Source organism: Paenibacillus sp. MY03 (genome assembly GCF_002165585.1).
Taxonomy (GTDB): domain Bacteria; phylum Bacillota; class Bacilli; order Paenibacillales; family Paenibacillaceae; genus Pristimantibacillus; species Pristimantibacillus agaridevorans.
This window is the reverse complement of the sequence record NZ_MXQD01000002.1, coordinates 15347-37480: the sequence shown is the minus strand read 5'-3', so window position 1 is coordinate 37480 and position 22134 is coordinate 15347. Positions and strand designations below refer to the sequence as shown.

Below are 22134 nucleotides of genomic sequence, written 5' to 3'. Positions count from 1 at the left end.
TAGTGGATGTCAAGCGCTGGAACGAAAAAATAAAATTCTTTGTACACAGCAAAAAACCTCTACTCCAGTCGTTTGCAACGACCAAAATAAAGGTTATAGCGGCATCTTTATTTGCCCCAAAGCAGCCAGGACAGCTTGATTTTTTTTGTGAGATGGACAATGGCAAACGATAGTCCAAGCATCGTGACAAGAAGCGAGATGACATATACATGGTAGTAGGCACTGCCAAGCTCCTGTTTAAACAGCTTGCCCATGACCGTCTGGATCGCCGGATGAATGAAGTAGATACCGAATGAGGCTGATCCCAAGGCCATCATCCAGGGGAGAATTCGGACCTTTTGCTCCACCATTATTTTGCCGCCCCAGATAAGACTGATCCCGATTAACACAGTATAAAGGCTGTACGTAATCGCGTAAACAGACGTCGGGTAGATCGCTCCGGCTTGCGACGAGAACACGAATAACAAATACATGAACCCGACCAGTATGGCCAGCGGTCCAGTCCATGCCACATGTCTCCAGCGTTCGGCGAACTTGCCGTAGCGCATTCCAATTGCGGCTCCGATGCCGAATACAGCGAAATAATTCCAAATCAATGTCGCCTTATGTTCGAACAAATACACTTCATGATGGATGTACAGGAACACACTTTGGATCAGGATCGCCAGCACCGCCATATGCCATGCCTTTAGCTTTAGCCAATGTACGATCCCCATCAGCAAGGGGAAAATCAAGTACAACTGGATGATAATCGACATGAAATACAAGTGATAGCTCGCGTCCCCCCACAACAACATCTTGAGGAACAGCTCGGGATCGAATTCGAGCGGCTGGTGATAGGCAATCCGATTAAAGAAATAATAGAGCACCGACCACACCAAATAAGGAATCACGACAAACTTTAGCCGTTTCTTATAGAAGGCCAGCGCCTGCCCCATACTCCAGTCGTCATGATATCGATAAAAGAGCACCAGGCCGCTCAGCATGAGAAACAGCGGTACGGCGAACATGCTTAAACTATTCGCAACATAATAGAAAGGGGCCGACAAGCTGCCCCATGGCACCTCCGTACGGGGCGTGGCTGTCGCGTGGATCAATACAACGGCAATGATAGCAATGGCGCGCACGATATGAATCTCGACAATATTGGCTTTTTTGTTTGACATAGCCCTTTAACCGAAGATCGCTTCGAACAACGGCTTGGCATCGGCCGCCGGGTAAAGCACGTACAGAATCGAATAGACAGCTGTTCCTGTAATGGCCGTAATAAACCAGATGATCGAAGTAAATCGGCCCAGCTTACGATGTCTCGCAAACTTCTTTTTGTAGCCGAGTACGATCGTCGTTATGCCGAATACGGCGGCCACTGTTGCCAGCGTGATATGGAACAACAAAAATACCAGATAATAAGGCTTGAGGCCATCGGGTCCGTTATATGGCGTACTGCCAATAATAAAGGTTCTCGAGGCATAAATAATAAAAAACAAAATGGCCGCGATCGCTGCACTCACCATCATCTTTTGATGCTGCTCAAGCTTGCGCTTAACCGCAAGCCGCCAACCAAATGCCACGAGCGTCGCACTCAAGACGATAAAAAAGGTGCTGACGGTCGGCATTAAAATATTCAAGTCCACTGTCATCCACTCCATGCGTCAATAGTCAATAGGATTTGATAATGGGATCTCCGGGGAGGCCCTTAAACCGCGCCTGGATTCGGATTAGGATTCGGCAAATCATCGTCTTCCGTATGCTCGCGCTTGAACCATTGCTTAAAGATATACGCCAAAATAAGGCCGTACATCAGCTCTTGAACAAGCTTCATGACAATCCCGCCCAATTGCTGGTCATTTTCGGAACCAACCAGGTTAAAAAATTCCGGACCGCCATATTGAGTCAACAAGTAACTCGTATCGCCGGAGATACAATACCCCATCGCCTTTACCCACACTTCTGGATCGTTGTACGTTGCGTACAAGTCACCAGGCGAGAAGATAATAAGCGCGCATGCTGGCGTAAGCAATACGCCATTGGCGAATACGTAGGCCATTCGCTTGAGATCGGTTAATTTCGACCACTCCGGAACAGGACAAGCGACTTGCCACCACATCATAAAGGATGTAATGAACAGAGCTGCGTAATATAGACGATGAACCGTGAAGTTCGTCATCACATAATCATGGATCAGCGGCACATGGTACAGCGAGAATAACATATTAAACAAAACGAGAGTGGAGATCGGATGCATCAAGAAGGAGAGCTTCTTCCAGAAAGGGGCTCCAAACATTCTCCTCCATAAAAAAGCCGGCAGCGCAAGCAGGACCATCGGGGGAACGATCAAATACGAAATGGCCATATTCACCATATGATAGGTAAACGTCAAGTGACCCATTAGGCTAAGAGGACCGCCCTGCGCCAAATAAAATAATAACGCGGCTCCGATAAACAGCATCTTCTGAAGCGTCGTCGCAGTCGGCTCCTGCGGAAAATGTTTCTCTCTCCATGGTCCTATCAAATAGAAATACAGAATGACCACCGCAATAACTCCGAATAGAAACATGGGCGACCATAATTGCTCAAAAGTGAAGTATTCGTTTAAGCCAAACATCTTGGAAGGCTCCTTTCTCCTGTACAGCATACCCGAACGGCAAGAAATGCCAATCTTACGGAAAGAAGAGGGACCCGCTGACTGGGACCCTCCTCTCTTCAATTCTTATCGGTCCGGAGTTACGATTACCACCAAACCCAATATTCTGCCATGATCACAGCTGTAAAGACGATGACTACACCGAACAGAATTCCGATAATCGCGAATGTGTGACCGCGATCCTTCATGTGCATCCAAAATGCCATCTGTACAAAAACTTGAAGGAAAGCCGTACCCATTAAAATAACATAGATAAAGTCTTTATTAATTTCTCCGCTTATCACAGTCGCAAATGCGATGAAAGTCAGCAGAATCGAGAAGATAAACGCAACGACATGTTTTTTGGGACCTTCAACCTTGTGATGTTTGGTGCGTTGCTCAGCGGCTCCGTGATTGCTTGCCATACCGTTAAACCACCTTTCCCATCAGGTAAACAACCGTGAAGATGAATACCCACACAACGTCGATAAAGTGCCAGTACATCCCGGCTACGTATACCTTAGGCGCCGTTACAACATTTAGTCCCTTGCGGGACAATTGGATGATCAGAAGCGTGATCCATACAATACCGAACAACACGTGCGCGCCGTGGAAGCCGACCAGCGTGTAGAACGAAGAGCTGAACGCGCTTGTCGTGAAGCCGTGACCTTCGTGAACATAGTGGTAGAACTCGTAAATCTCAAGCCCCAGGAATGAAGCTCCCAAGACTACCGTAACGATCAACCAGCCAATCAGGCTTTTTACATTTTTCTGATGCATCGCTTGAATCGCGAACACGCTTGTCAAGCTGGATGTAAGCAGGATCGCAGTCGCGATAGCAACCAGCATGAGATCGAACAAATGATTGGCGGTAGGTCCTTCGAGCACTTGATCCCGAAGCGACAGGTACGCCGCGAACAAAGTACCGAATAGAACGGTCTCGCCGCCGAGGAATAACCAGAAACCTAATACTTTATTGCGTCCCTCGAGGGTAGCCTTCTCCGGCTCATGGGGCAATTGCCCTTCTACATGCGTATGTGCACTCATGCTTTCCCCCCCAAGTCCTTCAGAATTTCGTCTTCTTCGATATGGAAGCCGTGGTCATCGATCATGGACCGGAGCACCATACACAACAATGTAGTGGCAAGGCCGATAATTCCGATGAAGTGTCCCGTCTTAAGCGCTCCAATGTGACCCCAATCCGGAGCGTACATAAACCCGAAGCCTGCAACGAACAAGCCAACACCCATAAAGAATGGCAGAATCGATGGAGACGGCATATGAATCGGACCGATCGGCTCCGCAGGCGTCATGCCTTTGTGGCCTTCCATCTTCTCTTTCCAATACGCGTCATAACCGCGAACAAGCGGAGTTTGCGCGAAGTTGTACTCTGGCGGAGGCGATGGAATCGTCCACTCCAGCGTACGTCCGTCTTCCCAAGGATCTGCTGGCGCATTTTTAGGTTTAGCCATTGTTACTACAACGTTCATCAGGAACAAGATTGTGCCTACGCCCATCAGCAAAGCGCCGACCGTACTAATCATGTTCATCTCGTTAAAGCCGATGCCATCCAGGTACTGCCAGATCCGACGCGGCATCCCGAGCAAGCCCAAGAAGTGCTGAATGAAGAATGTCAAGTGGAAGCCGATAAAGAATGTCCAGAATGTGATCTTGCCGAGCGTCTCGTTTAACACCCGTCCGAACATCTTAGGCCACCAGTAATGCAAGCCTGCAAAAATACCCAATACCAGACCGCCTACGATAACGTAGTGGAAATGCGCTACGACGAAGTAGGTATCATGATACTGGAAGTCGGCGGGGGCCGATGCCAGCATGACGCCTGTAACGCCGCCCATAACGAAAGTTGGTACGAATCCGACCGCATACAGGTTGGCGGATGTAAATTTGATCGAACCGCCCCACATGGTAAACAGCCAGTTAAAGATTTTGATGCCTGTTGGAACGGCAATCAACATTGTTGCAATAGAGAACAATGCGTTCGCAACGGGACCAAGACCTGTTGTAAACATATGATGCGCCCATACCATGAAGCCCAGGAATCCGATCAAAATCGTCGCGAATACCATGGAGCTGTAGCCGAACAGACGCTTGCGCGAAAACGTACTGATAACCTCGGAGATAATACCGAAGGCCGGCAGAATGAGGATGTATACCTCAGGATGCCCGAAAATCCAGAAAATATGCTCCCACAATACTGCGTTGCCGCCTGCGGTAGGATCGAAGAAATTCGCGCTGAACAACCGATCGAACATCAAGGCCGCAAGCCCGACAGTAAGCGCTGGGAATGCGAACAGGATCAATGCGGACGTGATAAATGCCGTCCAAGTGAACAATGGCATCCGCATAAATGTCATGCCAGGTGCACGCATGTTGATAATCGTTACAAGAAAGTTGATACCGCCGATCAAAGTACCAATACCGGCAATCTGCAGGCCCAATACGTAATAATCCATACCATGATCATTACTATAGGTGGTTCCTGCCAGCGGCGCATACGCCGTCCAACCTGCGTCTGGCACATCGCCGACGATCCAGCTGACATTAAGCAGCAAGCCGCCGAAGAAAAATGTCCAAAAACCTAATGAATTCACGAACGGAAATGCGACGTCCCGCGCGCCGATCTGAAGCGGCACGACCGCGTTCATAAAGGCGAACAGGAGCGGCATTGCCGCAAGGAAGATCATGGTTGTGCCGTGCATCGTAATCAATTCGTTGTATGTATCCGCTCCAACGAAATCATTTTGCGGAGCCCATAGCTGAATCCGGATCAGGATCGCTTCAAGTCCGCCGACGAGAAAAAAGAATCCCCCTGCTATCAAATACAAAATACCGATTTTCTTATGGTCAACCGTTGTAAGCCAGTCCATAAGACCGCTGTAACGTTTGACTGCATGTGCATGAGCCAAGGTAGGCGCCTCCTTCATCGCTGATGATATTATTCGTAATCTAACGTTAACTCAGACAAGTATTGTGCAATCCCTTCCAGCTCGTCCTCGGTCAATTCGTATCGGTTCGACATCAGATTGCCGGGCTTAACCGCCTCTGGATCCTTGATCCAATTATAGAGATTGTTATATACAGTATCTTCGTGTTTGTATTGCTTATCATCAGCTTCTACGTTGACAAGAATACCACCGACGCTATTGCGGCTTGCAATGCCAGACAGGTTCGGATAAGCTTGTACGCCCAAGTCGCCAATTGCATGGCATACCAGGCATTTGCTTTGGAACACTTCTGCTATTGCCGGGTCGGATGGAAGAGCAACGGGCTCTTTGATCGCTGCTGCCCAGCGGTCGAACGCTGCGCCATCGACGGATTTTACTTTAAAATCCATCAGGCCATGGGACGGTCCGCACAATTCGGCGCATTTACCCAAGTAAACGCCTTCTTTCGGCGCGGAGAAATACATATGGTTCTCATTGCCGCTTGGATTCGTGTCGATCTTGCCTGCCAGCGACGGAACCCAGAAGGAGTGAATCACGTCAGCCGTCTTCGCTTCGATCGCGATCGTCTTGCCGGTTGGAATGACCAGCTCCTGCGCAGTCTTGATGCCTAACTCCGGATACTCGAACTCCCACCAGTACTGATGAGAAGTCACGATGACTTTAACTGCATCAGGGTCATTGCTGTAATCCTTGGACAAGTTAAACACCGATTGCAAAGTAGGAACGGCCAGGATCACGAGCAAGATGATCGGAATGACGGTCCAGATAACCTCAAGTTTGTGGCTACCCTCTACCTGCTTAGGAATGGTCTTGTCTCCCGAACGTCTGCGGAACCGGATAATGACATACAAAGCAAGGGCGAATACGACAACAACAACGATGCCCATAATGATAATCGCCGTCTTCATCAATCCGAATTGCTCTTCCGCTACCGGCCCTTGAGGATTCAGCGTAGACAAGTCTTCTCGTCCGCATGCCGCAAGCACCAATGCCATCATGGCCATCAGCGGTGCCAGCCGTCTTACAAATTGCCACCGATTCATCATTAATCAACCCCACTTTTGACGTTTTCGCAGCGGCCATTTTTTCACGTGGCAAGCGGCCTGCTGCGTGTTTCACAGCTGTTGTTACATCTCGTGCAACTTTAAACACTTTATTAAATATAAAGTTGACGCTCTCTTTTGTCAATGTTCCACAGAGAGTTCACAAATTGTTCTCAAAGCTGTCAAAAACGGATATTTTAGCGCTCTTTCGGGCTATTGCGGCGGTATTTGCAGCCGTGCTTTAAAGCTTCGTTTACCTTTCATTGTGCACCAAACCCATGGTCATTTATGTATGCTTTCCTAAGGCGTATGTTTTACCTCGCGGGAACGGACACTAACATCATCCCAATTAGGATTGGAGGTAAGCCAATGACGATGATGCGACGGGCCGGTATCATCCTGTTGTCCTTGCTCTTGGTCATTGCCGTTTCGGCTTGCGGCTACAAGAAGTCTATGCAGCATTCCGACTCGGACTATGGAAGCAGGAAGCCCGGAGATCCCAAGATGCAGGGACTGAAGGCGTATGGGTCCACGAATACCGACGCGGGGCAGCATGACAATGCCTTTTTCGAATACAGCTCCATGCTGTCGAACAAGATCGGCTCGCTCAATGGCGTAGCGAATGGGATTGTTATGCTGACGGACAAAAACGCTTATGTAGCGATTTTATTGGATTGGTCTGCAGCGGGTACGAAAGCGAAGGGCGGTACGGACGAGCAAAATAATACCGGCTCCAACGGCGGCGTATTCAATGCCGATTCCGGTTCGCCTTACAGCAATCCTTACACTATCGTGACTCCGTATAATTCCTTCTTTACCGTTATGGACCACCAGAACTTGTCCAATGAATTGAAACAGACGATTGCGAAGCGCATTCGCGAAGAATCCCCTATGATCCAGGAGGTTCATATTTCCGCCAATATGGAGTTCAACAATTATTTTGTTCGTTTCGCTTCGGAAGCCTGGGCCGGCCGATCGTTAACGCCTTTGGTCGACACCTTCAACAAAGTTGTTCAATACGAATTCGACGGGGCTGCGGAACGTCCCGCCCCCATTACGGAACCCGGTCACTACTCGCCGCAGGATTGGCAGCTGCGCAAGTTCAACAGACGCTAATCGTAACATTTATTATAGAAGAAACACGAGGAGCTTACCATGGCATGGGAGCTCCTCGCATGCTTTTTGCGGCAGTTATTTCCCCTTCAAGCCCGTTTGAAGACGGTCGAGAGCGGAGCGATAGGCTTGCCTGTCCGCTTCGTTGCGGGCTGCTTGCTCCAGCCGCTTCAGTTCGTCCTCAAGCTGAGCGGTCATTTGGCGTATTCGATCGGCAGGTTTGTCCGCTTTCTTTTGAGGAAAACTTCGTCCATCGGCCATTTGAATATGAAGCGTTATGCCGTCGCTGTCCAACTGTGCCAGCAATACATCCTCAAGCTTCAGCTTCTGCTGACTCAGCTTATGACGCAGCCAATCCCTCGTTACGCCCGAAAGCTCCAATTCCTTCTCTAATACGATGCCATCCATGACAAGCGTATGCGGCGGCTTCTCCTCCGCCATCTTCCATCCCAGCATATCCGGGGTGATGGGCTGATACTGTTTCTTCATTAATACATTAAGCTCTCCGCTTGACTCCATCACGGCGAATTCGACATCCGCCACGCGATAGGCATCCTTGCTTCTAAGCTGCTCCAAAAGCTCGTCCAGGGTCAGCCTTTCCTTCTTCAGTTGCTCCTTCAACAATTTGCCGTCCTTGATGAGCACCCTGCCTTTTCCGTCAACAAGATCCCTGACCTTTCTATTCTTAACGGTCCAATATTCGATGCCTACCGATACGCTAACCCACACCAGCAGCGATACGATTCCGAGGTACCATAAGTTGTCCAGATCCAACGATACGTAAGCGGCAATGTTACCGATGGAGATGCCCGTAATGTATTCGAAAAGCGACAACTCCGATATTTGGCGTTTGCCAAGCACTTTCGTCAGAATGAACAGAACTGCCATGGCAGCCAGCGTTCGAATGACAATCTCGATCCACTCCGGCATTTCAAGAATCCCTCCCTTATCATCCTATGATGTCCAACAAAACCAATGTCATTCCCGGGGCAGCTTCTCTCGCCGTATTTTTGACGAATTGGGAGACAAATTATACTTGCATTATTCTACTTATGATGATATGATAATAAGAATGTAATATTTAACCCCTATAGATCCCCAGTAAGAATCAACTATACCCTCTGTATTTGATCATCTTGACTAACGAATCTAGGCTCATGTTTCAACTGTTTTTCTGATTCACACTGGCGCGGTCAATGGAGCCGCAAGGACGGAAGAGAGGTAGGGCTTTCGTTGTTTTGGGAAAAATAAGACGCACAAACAACTGTGATGCACATGCTGTTTACGATAAGCTGCGGGGATAATATGCCGTCCTGATTAAGGACATGGCAGGTTAAATATATGCAATAAGGGCTGCCTGGCCGGCGACGATTGTCGCCGACAGGGCAGCCCTGTCCAATTCTCGGCTATTATTTTATTTACCCTTTCCGATTACCCCACATCGTATCCTTGTTCCTCGATTGCCGCTTTAATGGCATCCAGACTTACTTTAGCTTCATCATACTCCACCGTTACTTTCTTGTCCGCCAGGCTGACCTGACCGCTCGCGCCAACTTCGCTTACCGCTTTCTCTACCGAACTCACGCAATGACCGCAGCTCATGCCTTCTACTTTTAATACAACGTTTGCCATTGTTATCATCCTCCATTCTGGTTTTTAGTTAATACCACCCCGGGGTATGCCTTTCTAACCCTTATGTTATCATACCCCCCAAGGGTATGTAAAGTCGCATTTTATTCCTCGGTAATTGACCAGTCTTTCGTTCTTTCGTCTCCCCTATTCATCTTACTTCGTATATGCTACGATCATCTTGTAAGCGTTTTTTTGAATAAAATCAACTCCCGCGTTTAACATGGTTCGAACATAACAGCGGTATACTTCTAATTAAAAAGGAAAAAGGATGTGTCCCCATGAAATCCATGATCAACTTCGCCCATCGAGGTGCCAGCGCTTATTGTCCCGAGAATACGATGGCCGCATTCGCCCGTGCTCTGGAGCTAGGCGCAACCGGCATTGAGACAGACATTCAACGAACGAAGGATGGCGTGCTCGTCTGTATTCACGACGAGTCGCTGCAACGAACGGCCGGCACGGCGCGGCTCGTCGTTGACACCGATTACGAAGCCATTTGCCAGCTCGATGCCGGCAGTTGGTTCGACGCGTCGTTTGCCGGCGAACGTATTCCGACCTTGGATCAGCTGCTGGCATTGGCCGCGGAATCAGAGCTTATTCTTAATCTGGAACTGAAGAACGGAGCCGTCCAATATCCGGGAATGGAAGCCGAAGTTATCTCGGCCGTACGCCAGGCAGGCTTGGCCGATCGCGTCGTCCTGTCCAGCTTCAATCATTATTCGCTGGCGCTCTGCAAGTCGCTGGCCCCGGACATTCGCACGGGCATTTTATATATGGAAGGCTTATATCGGCCTTGGGAATATGCCGCGACGCTGAATGCGGATGCCTTGCACGCGTATCATTTTGCCGTCCTCCCCGAATGGGTGAAGGAAGCGGAAGAAGCCGGCATCGTCTATCACCCCTTCACCGTTAATGAAGAAGCAGAGATGCTCCGTCTTATCGAAGCAGGTGTTGCCGGCATCATTACGGATTATCCCGACCGGCTGCACAAGCTCATTCAGAGCAGGAGGTAGCGATGACTGCCATAGCCTACGCCCCGCGAAAAATTTGGCTGCTTGGTCTCGGCTTCTTTAGCATCAGCATTACATGGGCTTTGTACAACGCTTATGTGCCGCTCTATTTGGAGCATTTTATTAAGAACGTGGGGCTTATCGGCTTCATGATGACGATCGACAATTACTTTGCGATGTTCCTCCAGCCCTGGATCGGACGCAAGAGTGACCGGACCCGCACAAAGTTCGGCAAACGGATGCCCTTCCTGCTCATCGGCATGCCGCTGGCCGCCGTGTTCGGAGCGTTAATTCCATGGCATAACGGAATCGTGACGTTGATTCTGTTTATGGTGCTTATGAATCTCTCCATGAGCCTATACCGATCGCCTGCCGTAGCTCTGATGCCGGATTTGACACCGCCGGGGAAGCGAACGCAGGCTAACGGCATCATTAATTTCATGGGAGGCGTAGGCTCCATCCTTGCTTTTGCCGGAGGCGCTTATTTAAACGACTGGCATACGTCGCTGCCCTTTCTAACCTCATCCGTACTTACGCTGCTTTGTTTGACGGTATTGTTTTTCGTCATTCGGGAACCGCATGCCGCCAGCTTCGTCTTGGAACGCAAAGCGGAAGCGCAGCCTGGCGACTACCGAAAAGAATGGAATAAGCCTACGCTGTTTCTGTTAGGGGCGATTTTCTTTTGGTTTTTCTCCTACCAAGGAGTCGAAGCCTTGTTTACGCTCTATGGAACGAATCGGCTGGGCATGACGGACAGCGCTGCGGCATTTTCGCTCGCCTTTTTTTCGCTCTCTTTTGTCATCGCGGCCATCCCTTGTGGAATGCTAGGCAATCGATTCGGCAAAAAAAAGATCATTCTGCTTGGCATAATCGGCCTTATCGTCGTCTTTTCGTTGGTCTCGCTGATCGAATCGGTGCTGCTCTTGCGGATCATGCTGCTCATAGGAGGAGTTTTCTGGGCGTGCATCAACATTAACTCTTATCCGTTCATCGTCCAGTTGGGCGAAGAGAGCAGTATCGGCACGCGTACCGGCATCTATTATATTGCCTCATCCATCGCCGCCATCTCCTCTCCGCCATTGATGGGCGTCATTATCGATTGGATGGGATACGCCATGCTGTTCTATATCGCAGCCGCCGGGATGGTCATTGCGTTGTTATTTCTGCTAGGCGTTCGCGATCAGGGCAAGTCTCTTCCCGTACAGCCGCCTGTTACTATGTAGCGTTTAATTCAGCGTTAAACAACAATGGCGATGTCAGGACCTCCGTCCATGGCATCGCCATTTAAATATTTAATGGATGCTGTTTTTGCTGAAATTGCCGCCCAGCACGTCGGAGACATGTTCGATCGCGATAAACGCCTTCTCATCGTATTCGTGCACGATCGATTTCAGCTTCGCAAGTTCGAGCCGCGAAACTACGCAATAGACCACTTGAAGATCATCGCCGGAGAACCCCCCTCGGGCTTGCAGCAGCGTCGTGCTTCGGCCTAGCCGATCGATAATTGCCTGGGAAATGTCGACATGTTCCTTCGAAATAATCGTCACCGACTTGGATTCCTCCAATCCTTCGACAACAATATCGATTACCTTGATCGCTATGTAATAGGCCAGTATGGAATACATGGCGGAGGTCCATTCGAAAACGAAACCCGCAATCAGGAAGATGACGAGATTAAAGACCATAATGACTTGTCCTACCGCAACGCGCAGCTTTTTGGAGATCAGGATAGATACCACTTCGATGCCGTCGAGGGCGCCTCCATAACGGATGACAAGACCTACGCCGGCCCCCAAAATCATACCGCCGAACAGGACAGCCAGAAGCTTATCCTCCGGAAAGGCGCCTACATGATGCAGAAATGCCGTCGTAATGGACATAATCGTAATGCCGTAGAGAGTAGACAAAGCGAAAGTTTTGCCTAATTGCTTGTAGCCGAGGATAAGGAACGGAACGTTAGCAAGAAATAAGTAGACGCTAAGAGGAAGAGGAGTAAGCTCGGACAACATTATGGATATACCGGCAATACCGCCGTCGATAATCTGGAACGGTACAAGAAAAAGCTCCAGGGCCACGCCCATCAGGACAGAACCGATCGTAAGGAATACAAAACGCTTGATGATTTCGAGACTGGAAAGCTTTTTATGTTCTCTATGCGGCAAACAAGTTCCCCCTCATTGAAGATTGCTGATTCTCATTATAAACTTTTTTGTTCAAACATGCATCAATATCTATTTGAGATCAATGAAGACTTGTTTAATGCCCCAAATCGGAACTATGATGCAAATACTCCTTGAAAAATTACAAGCTCCGCCGCTTTCTTAGAGCGGCAGAGCTATATGATAGGCCATGCTTATGGTTTGGAAGCGGCGGCAGGCTGCGCTTCTCCGGAGGATTCCCCCATCTGCAGCCGGTACATCCGGTAGTATCTGCCCTCCATCGCCATTAACGAATCATGATTCCCCCGCTCGACGATCTCGCCCCGATGCAGTACCAGAATCTGATCCGCCTCCCGAATCGTCGACAGCCGATGGGCGATAACCAGCGTGGTGCGGCCTTCGCTGACGACCTTTAGCGCGCGCTGAATGACATGCTCCGTTTCGCTGTCGACACTGGCCGTCGCTTCGTCCAGAATAAGGATAGCGGGATCGTAGGCTAGCGCACGCGCGAACGAGATCAGTTGACGCTGCCCAGCAGAGAAAGTGCTTCCCCGTTCAACGACAGGCTCATGAACGCCGCCCGGCAGAGAATCGATAAAGGATGAAGCCCCTACCTCCCGCAACGCGGCCTCCACACGTTCTTGCGTAATGCCTTCCTGATACATGCTGACGTTAAAGGAGATATCGCCCGCAAAGAGATAAGGATCCTGAAGGACGATCCCCATCGGCTTGCGAAGCTCCTGTTTGGACATCGTGCCGATGTCTTTGCCGTCGATCGTTATGGTTCCTTGATCCGGCTCATAGAAGCCAAGCAGCAGATTCATGATGGAGCTCTTGCCGGATCCCGTGTGGCCGACCAGCGCCAGTGTTTGCCCCCGCTTGACCTCGAACGAAATATTGCGCAGCACTTGTTCTCCTTTCTTGTAGGAGAAGCTTACGTCGCGGAATGCGATATCGCCTCGCGTATCCTGTCTAATGCGGGAAGGCGTCTCCTCGACATCTCTGCCTTCCATGTCCATAATCGCAAACACCTTCTCCGCCGCTACATATGCCCGTTGGGCATTCGTCAGTTGGTCGAATATGCCGATTATAGGTTGAAAAATTCGGCCCAGGTAATCGATGAACGCGTACAGAACGCCGAACAGAATGACGCCGGACAACGCCTGACCGCCGAAATACCAGAGAACGAACGCCGTTAAAAGCGCCCCGATCGTGCCGACGATATTCCGGGATGATAACGAGAACACGCGGAATTGCTTAACCTGATTTACGTATCTGTCATGATTCAGTTCTTCGAATTCCTCGATGGTGCGCTTCTCCCTGCGAAAGGCTTGAATAATAGGCATCACGTTAATAGATTCGTTGATCATCGCGTTCATATCGCTGAGACGCGCGCGCATGATGGCTATGTACCGCTTCGAGAATTTGAGATGCACAACCATGATGACGGAGAATAAAGGCAGCAGCAGCAAACAAAGCAGAGCCAGCTTAACGTCGAGCAAGAAAAGAGCCGTATAAATGCCGGCCAGTTGCACAAAGCTGACTACGAACGTCGCCATAAAGCTCATAAACAGCTCGCGGATCGCCTCCGTATCGTTCGCAATACGAGACACGATAGCCCCGATCGGCGTGTTGTCGAAGTAACGGAGCGGAATCCGATGAATTTGGCGCATGAGATCCACCCGCATATTGCGAATAATTCGCAGCGCTGTCGCCTGCAGCAGGTAGGATTGCAGAAAGTGTAGTCCGCCCGCGGCAACCAGCAGCCCGACATAGATCGCCAGCAACGTAAGGACCGGCGCCATTCCGCCATCTCCTCCTGTGCTAAGATGATCGTCAATTATGGTTTTTACGATGAATGGGCCGGCCAGCTCTGCCCCTACCGCGCAGCACAGGATCAAAATTGCGCCAATAATTCTGAACTTGTAGGTCAGCGCATAGGCCAGAAGCTTTTTAATGGTAGCTGCTCCAGCCTTTTTGCCTTCGTTATGCATCTCCATGCTCATCCCCCTGCTCCTCCAGGCTGGCTTCCATCTGCTGTCGCTCCCATTGTTGCTTGTACCAGCCGCCCAGCAGCATCAATTGCTCATGCGTGCCTTCTTCCAGCACTTTGCCGCCTTCCAGCACCAGAATCCAGTCCGCGTGACTGACAGCGGATAGACGATGCGTTGTAATAAATGTCGTTTTGCCGGCCCGCTCCCTGCGGATCGCCTTCAGAATGCGGCTTTCCGTACGGGCATCCACGGCGGACAACGAATCGTCGAACAGCAGCATCTCGGAATCGACGAGAAGAGCGCGTGCAATCGCAAGGCGTTGCTTCTGTCCTCCGGACAACATGACGCCGTTTTCTCCGACGATCGTCGCCAGTCCTTCCGGCATGCCCGCGATATCCGTGTCGAAGGAGGCCATCGCAACCGCCTTATCCATTTCCGCATCCGTAGCATCCGGCTTGCCGAGCGCGATATTGTCGCGGATCGACTTCGACAGCAGCAGATGCTCCTGCGGTACATAAGCGATCCACTCTCGCATCCGCTCCAGCGGAATCCGTTCAATCGGGGCATCCGAGATGTACGCTGCATTTGGCTGCACGGGATATTGCCGCAGCAGCTGCTTCAGCAGCGTGCTCTTTCCGCTGCCGGTCTTGCCTACGATCCCCAACGTTTCTCCTCTCTCCAAGCGGAAGCTAATCCCCGACAAGCTTGGCGCAGCCGCGCCGGGATAGGTGAAGCTGAGACGATTGAACGAGACGCTTGCAGGAATGTCCACGGATAGAGGGTTATCGGGCTCCGTTACATCTGGCCGCTCGTCAAACGCTTTTTCCAGCCGGTCGGCTGAAGCGGTTCCACGCTGCAGCACGTTGATGAATTCGCCGAAGGAAATCATAGGCCAGATCAACATGCCGAGATAAATATTAAACGTCAGCAATTGTCCGATCATAATTTCGTTCTCGATCACCAGATAGGAGCCAAAGCCGATGCTGATCGTATAACTGATGCCGACAATAATAGAGATCAGGGGATGGAACATGGCATTAAGAAGCGACACCTGACGATTTTTGTTCATGACATCTTCCGTCACGCGGCCAAAGGCGGCCAGATCGGCGTTTTCTTGCACATAGGAGCGGATGACGCGAATGCCGGAGATGGACTCCAGCGCATGATCGTTCATATTGCCAAATGCAGCTTGCGCCGCCATAAAGCGGATGCGCACCTTCCCGCCCAGCTTTATAATGACAAAGGCGAGCAGCGGCAATGGCAGCAAGGCTGCAAGCATCAGCTTGAAAGAGACGAAGGTCACCATCATGACGATGACGACGGATGCCCCGACGAGCGTATTGACCAGCGTCATAACGCCGTACCCCGCCGTATTCCCGATGGCAAGCACATCGTTGGTGGCAAGAGCCATTAATCCGCCCGTGCTGTTTTTGTGGAAAAAGGACGGCCTCAGTACCGTCAAATGCGCCAGCAGTCTGCCGCGGAGCAGCTTCTCTACCAGTACCGAATTGCCGAATAAAGTGGTGATCCATACGTAGACAAGTCCATAAGTGAGCAGAGCCAGGCCAACCAGAAGCATAACCTTCCTGCCCAAGTCATCTCTAGTCAACTCGCCTGTGCTAATGGCGTCAACCGCATTGCCAATCCATCTCGGAGGTATGGACGAGAGCAGACTGACAATCGTCATTAACGTAATCGCGATCGCGTAACTGCGCCATCTTTGCTTAAAAAACCAATCCAATCGCTTTAAAAAAGTCAAAGGAACTCCCTCGCTTTCCGGCATTCGATTGTATAATATTACCTGTAATTTTGCCATCCTACAACAGTAAAAAACGATTAAAACTGTATGTGACAGAAGTGTCACTTTGCATTCCGTAGAATCGATGGAACGGGAAGCGGCTGGACGGTATAGTGAGGACAGAGACAAGAAACAGAGAGGAGAAACCTTATGCAAACGCCTATTATTCGTGCCCGTAATGTATCCAAAAGTTATGGCAAGACGCCCGTGCTTCGCAATATCGACCTTACGGTTAACGAAGGAGAGTTTACAGCCATCATGGGGCCGTCGGGCTCCGGCAAGTCGACGCTTATGAACGTACTGTCGACGATTGACCGGGTAACCGGCGGAGAAGTATGGCTGGGACAGCAGTCGCTGCTATCTCTGGGCAAAAAGGAGCTTCGCCGTTTCCGTCAGGAGCGGATGGGCTTTATCTTTCAGGATTATAATCTGCTCGACACGCTCACCGTCCAGGAAAATATTTTGCTGCCTCTATCGCTGAGGGGCTTTAAGATCGACGAGATGAAGAAGCGGCTCCATCCGCTTGTCGAGGCGCTGCAGCTCGGGGCTATTCTCGACAGGTATCCGGCTGGCATCTCCGGCGGACAAAAGCAGCGGACCGCATCCGCCCGCGCGCTTATCACCAATCCCGCCGTCGTCTTCGCGGACGAGCCTACCGGAGCTCTGGATTCCAGATCCGCGACAGAGCTGCTGGAAGAGATGGCCGGCATGAATGGCCGATTCGGCACGACGATCCTGATGGTGACGCATGATCCTTATGCGGCGAGCTATTGCAATCGCGTCATCTTTTTGCGCGACGGCGCCATTGTGAACGAGCTGTATGCGGGCGACCAATCCCGCAAGTCGTTCTTCGATCGCATTCTGGAATCGCAAAGCCTGCTCGGGGGTGGACGGGTATGAGCCTGCTCCAACTGACGCTTCGCGGCGCCAATCGCAATATTCGGTTATATGCCATCTATCTGTTCGCGATGATCGCAGGCGTCGTTATTCATTTCACCTTTTCGTCGCTTATGTATAATGAAGATATTCTGAACGTACTCCGGAACAGCGATATGTTTCGCCAAGGGGTAACCATTGCTTCCATCGCGATCAGTCTATTCATTATCTTGTTTATCCTGTACGCCAATTCCTTCTTCATGAGGCAACGCAAAAAAGAGATTGGCATGTACTTGCTGCTTGGCATGAGCGAGAGGCAAGTGACGCGGATGTTATTCTATGAGACGGTTATATTAAGCGTCCTCTCTCTCGTGTCGGGCATTCTGCTCGGGGGCTTGCTGTCGAAGTGGTTCGGCATGCTGCTCATGAAACTGATGCAATACGACCAAAGCGTTTCCTTGTCGTTCAAAGCTGGCGCTGTCGGTACGACGGCAGCCGTAGTTGCCGCCATCATCCTTATCATCTGGTTGCAGAATCTCATCACGGTCCACCGCGTTCAGCTTGTTGAGCTGTTCCACGCCCGGTCGATCATGGAGAAACCGATTCGAACATCGGCGATTCCCGCCCTTCTTGCCATTATTCTGCTGATTCAAGCTTACGTGCTGATCGTGTTGGGGCGTGAATCCATCGTCTGGAAGGAGTACGGCCTGTTTTCCATGACCGCCGTTTCTGTGGGAATCATTGCGGGAACATGGCTGTTCTTCCGCCAGTTCACCGGCTGGATCCTGGCGAGGCTGGGCAAGCTGCCCCGTTATCATGAGGGGAACACGGTGCTATGGACTTCCTCGCTTCGTTTCCAGGCCAGAAGCAATGCGCTCAATCTCACGTTTATCACCTTGTTCAGCTCGGCCCTCATCCTGCTGACCAGCTTCGTCGCCATCAATTATAGCGTTCAATTCAGCGCAACGGAAAAAAATCTTCCCAACGACATTGCTTTCGAAACGTTGGATGGGGAAACCGACTCCAAGCTGGACGCCCTGATTCGCGGCTTCGAAAAAGAGCATCCCGTGCTCGACTATCGCGTCTTGCACACCTTAAAGGCCGATGCCGTCTCCGACAGGGAGATCGCCTTCCAAGGCGAGGAGCAGTTTCTTGAAGGCCTGCTGCTGGTGCCTTGGAGCACCTTCAAGGAGTTCGAGCAGCTAAGGGGACATCCCGAGCCTAACGAGCTAAGCGGCAATGAGACTATCGCGTTATCCGCCGGCATCGATATTCCGCTCGTTCATCCGGCAGGCTCGCAGCCCGTCTTCCAGATCCAGGTTGGCTCAGCTCCTCTAACTCTATCCATCAAGGAACAGCTCGACTACTCGCTGCTGGGATGGAGAACGACGATCGACGATTCCATGAGCAGCAAGGCAGCCGTTCTCGTCATCGCCGATGATGCCTATGCTTCGTTGCGGCCATCCGCCGGGGAGCAGACGTTTCAAATCTATACCATCGAAGATGCAGGGAATGCGGAAGAGTTGTCCCGGCAAGTGCAACTGCTATTCTATTCCGCGGCGCCGGAAGGGTACTACTCCTCCTTCGCCGACGTCTACTCCAAGCAGATCGAGAGCTCCTCGCTCCTGTTGTTCTCCGGGGCGTTCCTGGCAGTTATCGCGCTGTTCGCGCTGGCGAGCGTCATCTACTTTCGTCAGCTGCGGGAAGCGACGGACGCCATGACGCAATTCGATACGCTGCGCAAGCTCGGCATTCGCAGCGGTCAAGTGAAAGCAGTCATTCGCAAGCAGCTGCTGTTCGTCTTCGCCCCGCCGCTGGTGCTCGGCCTGTTGAACAGCTGGCTCATCATAGATTCCTACATGCTCTCGACGCTGCAGGATTACCCGCAGCTCACGTCCATCGTGATCGGCTCCATGGCCGTGTACTTCGTGATCTACGTTATGCTGTACTTTTCCTCCGCCAGCGTGTACGAACGCATCGTCAGCCGGAAGCTCTAATGCTCCCGGCTTTTCCCACGAATGCGCATGGCATCCAGATAAGGATCATGGTTGCGCGGAAAATGAATCGTCATTTCCGTATAACTCCCCTTCTCCGATTGACATGTCAAATAATGACCCAGCTTCGCGCACAGCTCCTGTGCCAAATACAGCCCCATCCCCGTCGATTTCCCGTACACTCTTCCGTTCTCGCCCGTGAAACCTCGATTGAAGATGCGAGGCAGATCCTTCGGATCGATACCCGCTCCGTTATCGCGAACCGTTAGCCGGATCTCCGAAGCCGTCTCGGAAGCCGTGACGCTCATTTCGCCTCCCGTATCGGTATATTTCAAGCTGTTCGTGATCAATTGCTGAAGAACGAACGACAGCCATTTGGGATCGCTCTGTACGGCAGCGGATTCAATTTGCAGGGCGAGCTTGATTTTTTTCGCGATAAACGTCTTGGCATGCTGCTTCACCATATTCTTGACGAGCTGCTTCAAATCGCAGGAGACGATGTCGTAATCCTGATGAAAGCTGTCCAGCTTGGCGTGATAGAGCGCCTGGTCCACGTAATGCTCGATTCTGGACAACTCCTCGTCCATATCGGCTGCGCGGGGATCGGTCTGTTGGATCAGCCTGAGCACGGCGATCGGCGTTTTGATCTCATGGAACCACGACACCATAAACCGATACGACTCCAGTCCTCTATCGTTTACCTCGTTCAGCTTGCGGATATGCTCCGTCTCCATTCTGTGCAGCTCGTCTTGGCAAGCCTCGCCCTCAAGCGTCATCGGCTCGCCCTCTTCTTCGCGGAGAAGGGCTATGCTTCGGGTCTCCCGGACATACCGATAGGCAAAAAAAGCCGTAATTAACAACGCCAATAACCCCAATCCGTACAAGTACGTGTCCCATTTGTAATGGATCCCGGGATCGGCGTAGCTGACGGCCATCGCAAGAGAATAACAAGCGAAACACATAATGATATACGATCGTTGGTAGCGGATAAACTTCCATACCGGCTTCAGCTTCATTCCACTATGTACCCCATTCCTTTGCGGGTGGAGATGAAATCATCATGGCCGAGCTCCGCGATTCTGCGCCTCAGCCGATTGACGTTGACGGTGAGCGTATTGTCATCAACGAATTGTTCGTCCTTCCATAACGCATGCATCAACTCGTCCCGCGATACGATCTTCCCAATATTTCGCATGAGCGCCTGTAAAATAATAAATTCATTGCGCGACAGCTCCGCTGTTTGGCCTTCCGCTTCGACGGAGGAGTTGGATAGGTGGAAGGACAAACCGCGATGACGCAGTTCCAGCGCCTCGTCCTGGTAGGTATAGTTGCGCCTTAGCAGAGCGCTTACTTTTGCCACGAGTACCGATAAGTCGAACGGCTTCTGCACATAATCGTCGCCCCCCATATTGATGGCCATGATAATGTCCATATTTTGACTTCTCGACGACAGGAATAGGATGGGCACCTTCGAAATGGCCCTTATGCGCTGACACCAATAGTAGCCGTCGAAGACGGGAAGGTTAATGTCGAGCAGCACAAGATGGGGCTCGTGCCTGCGGAACTGTTCTTCGATCCCGTCGAATGCCGTTACTTCGAGCACTTCGTACTGCCACTTTCTCAAACTCTCCGCCACGATCGCCCGTATTTTTTCGTCGTCCTCTACAACCATAATTTTAAACACGCCGATTGCTCCTTCCCGCGCTGCCGCTTCGGTTCCCAGCTTATGTAAAATGCAAAGCTTTATGTAGTGTGCATAGCTTATGTAGTACGTACATACAACTTATTTAGAATGAATAGGCTTATTGAGCCAGTATATCACACCTGCCTTGCCGGACACCCCCGTCCCTGGTCGGTATGCGCGCACAATAAAACCTCCGTGGGTTAGCTCCCTCGGAGGTTTTGTGTTGTTCGCCGCGTTGCTTGTTGCGTTGTTCGCGGCGTTGTTAGTCGGTCGTACCAGCGATGTATAGCTTCTTGCGAGTATCTTCCAGACTATCTTGGTCGTTTTACAGCAGCTCGCGGATATGAGACTCGATCTTGGCTGGCTCATCTGTCGGAGCGAACCGCTTGACAACGCGGCCTTGACGGTCGATGAGAAACTTCGTGAAGTTCCACTTGATCGACTTGGTGCCAAGCACGCCCCTTGCTTCGTCCGTCAGATGCCGGAACAGCGGATGTGCGTCCTTCCCCTTTACGTCTATTCGGGAATACAAGGGGAAGTTTACGCCGAAGTTCAATTCGCAGGCTTGCTCAATCTCTTTGTCATCGCCCTTTTCTTGATTCGCGAATTGCGCGCACGGAAAACCCAACACGGCAAAGCCCTGGTCCGAATAATCGTCATGCAGCTTCTGCAGCCCCTTGAACTGAGGCGCGAAACCGCAGCCAGTCGCTGTATTGACGATAAGCATAACGTCGCCCTGATATGGTGCAAGGGTTCCTTGATCTCCTTTAATGTTCTTTACCGGAATATTGTAAATGGACATATCATCCACGCCCTTCATTTATATTTTTATTAATTAAATTTTATACAATTTATATTTGGGAGTCAAGCGATTATGAAAAACCGGGTACAATGTGACGCTGGCGGGGGGACAGAGGCATATGTGTATGAAAAACCGAGTACAATGCGACGTTGGCGGCGGCACGAAGGCTAATGTGTATGAAATACCGAGTACAACGCGACGCTGGCGGGGCACGAGGGCATATGTGTATGAAAAACCGCGCACAATGCGTCGTTGGCGAGGGCACGAGGGCTAATGTGTATGAAAAACCGAGCACAATGTGACGCTGGCGGGGGGACAGAGGCTGTCCCTTACCTACAAAAACACTAAAAAGACGTCTCATGGCATCGATATCCACGAGACGTCTTATACATTGTTACTTTAAAGTCGAACTGTGACAGCAGCGCTCCGCCGTCGCAAGT

General features: G+C 50.9%; 20 protein-coding genes. 5 read left to right on the top strand and 15 right to left on the bottom strand.

Annotation, left to right across the window (positions count from 1 at the left end; genetic code table 11):
- Positions 1 to 107: 107 nt before the first annotated feature.
- The 7 genes from B1748_RS01895 to coxB all read right to left on the bottom strand — a co-directional run bounded on the left by B1748_RS01895 (position 108) and on the right by coxB (position 6635).
- The gene (locus tag B1748_RS01895) at positions 108 to 1166 is read right to left on the bottom strand and encodes an acyltransferase (protein WP_087566182.1); all 1059 of its coding nucleotides are present in this window, start codon (positions 1164 to 1166) and stop codon (positions 108 to 110) included.
- Between the two features lie 6 nt (positions 1167 to 1172).
- Complete coding sequence (locus tag B1748_RS01890; RefSeq protein ID WP_179215321.1) at positions 1173 to 1634, bottom strand: DUF420 domain-containing protein; 462 nt, start codon at positions 1632 to 1634, stop codon at positions 1173 to 1175.
- Positions 1635 to 1696: 62 nt separating this feature from the next.
- Positions 1697 to 2605, bottom strand: a complete 909-nt coding sequence (gene ctaG / locus B1748_RS01885) for a cytochrome c oxidase assembly factor CtaG (RefSeq protein ID WP_087566181.1) — start codon at positions 2603 to 2605, stop codon at positions 1697 to 1699.
- A 125-nt stretch (positions 2606 to 2730) separates the two neighbouring features.
- The gene (locus B1748_RS01880; protein WP_087566180.1) at positions 2731 to 3048 is read right to left on the bottom strand and encodes a cytochrome C oxidase subunit IV family protein; all 318 of its coding nucleotides are present in this window, start codon (positions 3046 to 3048) and stop codon (positions 2731 to 2733) included.
- 4 nt (positions 3049 to 3052) lie between these two features.
- A complete protein-coding gene (locus B1748_RS01875; protein WP_087566179.1) occupies positions 3053 to 3670 on the bottom strand; it encodes a cytochrome (ubi)quinol oxidase subunit III in 618 nt (205 codons plus the stop codon).
- Positions 3667 to 5568, bottom strand: coding sequence for a cytochrome c oxidase subunit I (ctaD, locus tag B1748_RS01870; RefSeq protein ID WP_087566178.1), 1902 nt, complete (start codon positions 5566 to 5568; stop codon positions 3667 to 3669). The genes B1748_RS01875 and ctaD overlap by 4 nt, the downstream gene beginning before the upstream one ends.
- A gap of 11 nt (positions 5569 to 5579) precedes the next feature.
- Positions 5580 to 6635: a cytochrome c oxidase subunit II gene (gene coxB / locus B1748_RS01865; protein ID WP_087566177.1), complete on the bottom strand. Its 1056-nt coding sequence runs from the start codon at positions 6633 to 6635 to the stop codon at positions 5580 to 5582.
- Positions 6636 to 7001: 366 nt separating this feature from the next.
- Between coxB and B1748_RS01860 the strand changes: the two genes are divergently transcribed.
- Positions 7002 to 7748 carry a hypothetical protein gene (locus B1748_RS01860; protein ID WP_087566176.1) on the top strand — a complete coding sequence of 249 codons (747 nt, stop codon included), beginning with the start codon at positions 7002 to 7004 and terminating at the stop codon, positions 7746 to 7748.
- A 75-nt stretch (positions 7749 to 7823) separates the two neighbouring features.
- Here B1748_RS01860 and B1748_RS01855 read toward each other — a convergent pair whose 3' ends face one another.
- Positions 7824 to 8675, bottom strand: a complete 852-nt coding sequence (locus tag B1748_RS01855; RefSeq protein WP_087566175.1) for a DUF421 domain-containing protein — start codon at positions 8673 to 8675, stop codon at positions 7824 to 7826.
- Between the two features lie 501 nt (positions 8676 to 9176).
- The gene (locus tag B1748_RS01850) at positions 9177 to 9377 is read right to left on the bottom strand and encodes a copper ion binding protein (RefSeq protein ID WP_087566174.1); all 201 of its coding nucleotides are present in this window, start codon (positions 9375 to 9377) and stop codon (positions 9177 to 9179) included.
- A 278-nt stretch (positions 9378 to 9655) separates the two neighbouring features.
- On the opposite strand from B1748_RS01850, the gene B1748_RS01845 reads away from it, so the two are divergent.
- Positions 9656 to 10390, top strand: coding sequence for a glycerophosphodiester phosphodiesterase (locus B1748_RS01845; protein ID WP_087566173.1), 735 nt, complete (start codon positions 9656 to 9658; stop codon positions 10388 to 10390).
- Positions 10391 to 10392: 2 nt separating this feature from the next.
- Entirely contained in the window at positions 10393 to 11610 is a 1218-nt protein-coding gene (locus B1748_RS01840; protein ID WP_087566172.1) for an MFS transporter, read from the top strand.
- Between the two features lie 69 nt (positions 11611 to 11679).
- On the opposite strand, the gene B1748_RS01835 is transcribed toward B1748_RS01840, so the two are convergent.
- The 3 genes from B1748_RS01835 to B1748_RS01825 form a co-directional block, all read right to left on the bottom strand.
- Entirely contained in the window at positions 11680 to 12549 is an 870-nt protein-coding gene (locus tag B1748_RS01835) for a YitT family protein (protein WP_087566171.1), read from the bottom strand.
- Positions 12550 to 12740: 191 nt separating this feature from the next.
- Positions 12741 to 14546: an ABC transporter ATP-binding protein gene (locus tag B1748_RS01830; protein WP_087566293.1), complete on the bottom strand. Its 1806-nt coding sequence runs from the start codon at positions 14544 to 14546 to the stop codon at positions 12741 to 12743.
- Complete coding sequence (locus B1748_RS01825; RefSeq protein ID WP_087566292.1) at positions 14533 to 16299, bottom strand: ABC transporter ATP-binding protein; 1767 nt, start codon at positions 16297 to 16299, stop codon at positions 14533 to 14535. Before B1748_RS01825 ends, B1748_RS01830 begins: the two co-directional genes overlap by 14 nt.
- Positions 16300 to 16488: 189 nt before the next feature.
- Here B1748_RS01825 and B1748_RS01820 point away from each other — a divergent pair, with 189 nt between their 5' ends.
- Complete coding sequence (locus B1748_RS01820) at positions 16489 to 17238, top strand: ABC transporter ATP-binding protein (protein WP_087566170.1); 750 nt, start codon at positions 16489 to 16491, stop codon at positions 17236 to 17238.
- Positions 17235 to 19211, top strand: a complete 1977-nt coding sequence (locus B1748_RS01815; RefSeq protein ID WP_087566169.1) for an ABC transporter permease — start codon at positions 17235 to 17237, stop codon at positions 19209 to 19211. The genes B1748_RS01820 and B1748_RS01815 overlap by 4 nt, the downstream gene beginning before the upstream one ends.
- Here B1748_RS01815 and B1748_RS01810 read toward each other — a convergent pair.
- From B1748_RS01810 to B1748_RS01800, 3 genes are all read right to left on the bottom strand, one after another.
- A complete protein-coding gene (locus B1748_RS01810) occupies positions 19208 to 20224 on the bottom strand; it encodes a sensor histidine kinase (protein ID WP_087566168.1) in 1017 nt (338 codons plus the stop codon). The genes B1748_RS01815 and B1748_RS01810 overlap by 4 nt on opposite strands.
- Positions 20221 to 20892 carry a response regulator transcription factor gene (locus tag B1748_RS01805; protein ID WP_087566167.1) on the bottom strand — a complete coding sequence of 224 codons (672 nt, stop codon included), beginning with the start codon at positions 20890 to 20892 and terminating at the stop codon, positions 20221 to 20223. The genes B1748_RS01810 and B1748_RS01805 overlap by 4 nt, the downstream gene beginning before the upstream one ends.
- Before the next feature lie 325 nt (positions 20893 to 21217).
- Positions 21218 to 21694 carry a glutathione peroxidase gene (locus tag B1748_RS01800; protein WP_087566166.1) on the bottom strand — a complete coding sequence of 159 codons (477 nt, stop codon included), beginning with the start codon at positions 21692 to 21694 and terminating at the stop codon, positions 21218 to 21220.
- Positions 21695 to 22134 lie beyond the last annotated feature (440 nt).

What these genes read in the sequence shown, in the direction of transcription:
- B1748_RS01800 (WP_087566166.1), bottom strand. Translation starts at nt 21,694, where the DNA reads ATGTCCATTTACAATATTCCGGTAAAGAACATTAAAGGAGATCAAGGA.
- B1748_RS01810 (WP_087566168.1), bottom strand. Translation starts at nt 20,224, where the DNA reads ATGAAGCTGAAGCCGGTATGGAAGTTTATCCGCTACCAACGATCGTAT.
- B1748_RS01855 (WP_087566175.1), bottom strand. Translation starts at nt 8,675, where the DNA reads ATGCCGGAGTGGATCGAGATTGTCATTCGAACGCTGGCTGCCATGGCA.
- ctaD (WP_087566178.1), bottom strand. Translation starts at nt 5,568, where the DNA reads ATGAAGGAGGCGCCTACCTTGGCTCATGCACATGCAGTCAAACGTTAC.
- ctaG (WP_087566181.1), bottom strand. Translation starts at nt 2,605, where the DNA reads ATGTTTGGCTTAAACGAATACTTCACTTTTGAGCAATTATGGTCGCCC.
- B1748_RS01820 (WP_087566170.1), top strand. Translation starts at nt 16,489, where the DNA reads ATGCAAACGCCTATTATTCGTGCCCGTAATGTATCCAAAAGTTATGGC.
- B1748_RS01895 (WP_087566182.1), bottom strand. Translation starts at nt 1,166, where the DNA reads ATGTCAAACAAAAAAGCCAATATTGTCGAGATTCATATCGTGCGCGCC.
- B1748_RS01830 (WP_087566293.1), bottom strand. Translation starts at nt 14,546, where the DNA reads ATGGAGATGCATAACGAAGGCAAAAAGGCTGGAGCAGCTACCATTAAA.
- B1748_RS01815 (WP_087566169.1), top strand. Translation starts at nt 17,235, where the DNA reads ATGAGCCTGCTCCAACTGACGCTTCGCGGCGCCAATCGCAATATTCGG.
- B1748_RS01845 (WP_087566173.1), top strand. Translation starts at nt 9,656, where the DNA reads ATGAAATCCATGATCAACTTCGCCCATCGAGGTGCCAGCGCTTATTGT.
- coxB (WP_087566177.1), bottom strand. Translation starts at nt 6,635, where the DNA reads ATGATGAATCGGTGGCAATTTGTAAGACGGCTGGCACCGCTGATGGCC.
- B1748_RS01875 (WP_087566179.1), bottom strand. Translation starts at nt 3,670, where the DNA reads ATGAGTGCACATACGCATGTAGAAGGGCAATTGCCCCATGAGCCGGAG.
- B1748_RS01840 (WP_087566172.1), top strand. Translation starts at nt 10,393, where the DNA reads ATGACTGCCATAGCCTACGCCCCGCGAAAAATTTGGCTGCTTGGTCTC.
- B1748_RS01860 (WP_087566176.1), top strand. Translation starts at nt 7,002, where the DNA reads ATGACGATGATGCGACGGGCCGGTATCATCCTGTTGTCCTTGCTCTTG.
- B1748_RS01850 (WP_087566174.1), bottom strand. Translation starts at nt 9,377, where the DNA reads ATGGCAAACGTTGTATTAAAAGTAGAAGGCATGAGCTGCGGTCATTGC.
- B1748_RS01880 (WP_087566180.1), bottom strand. Translation starts at nt 3,048, where the DNA reads ATGGCAAGCAATCACGGAGCCGCTGAGCAACGCACCAAACATCACAAG.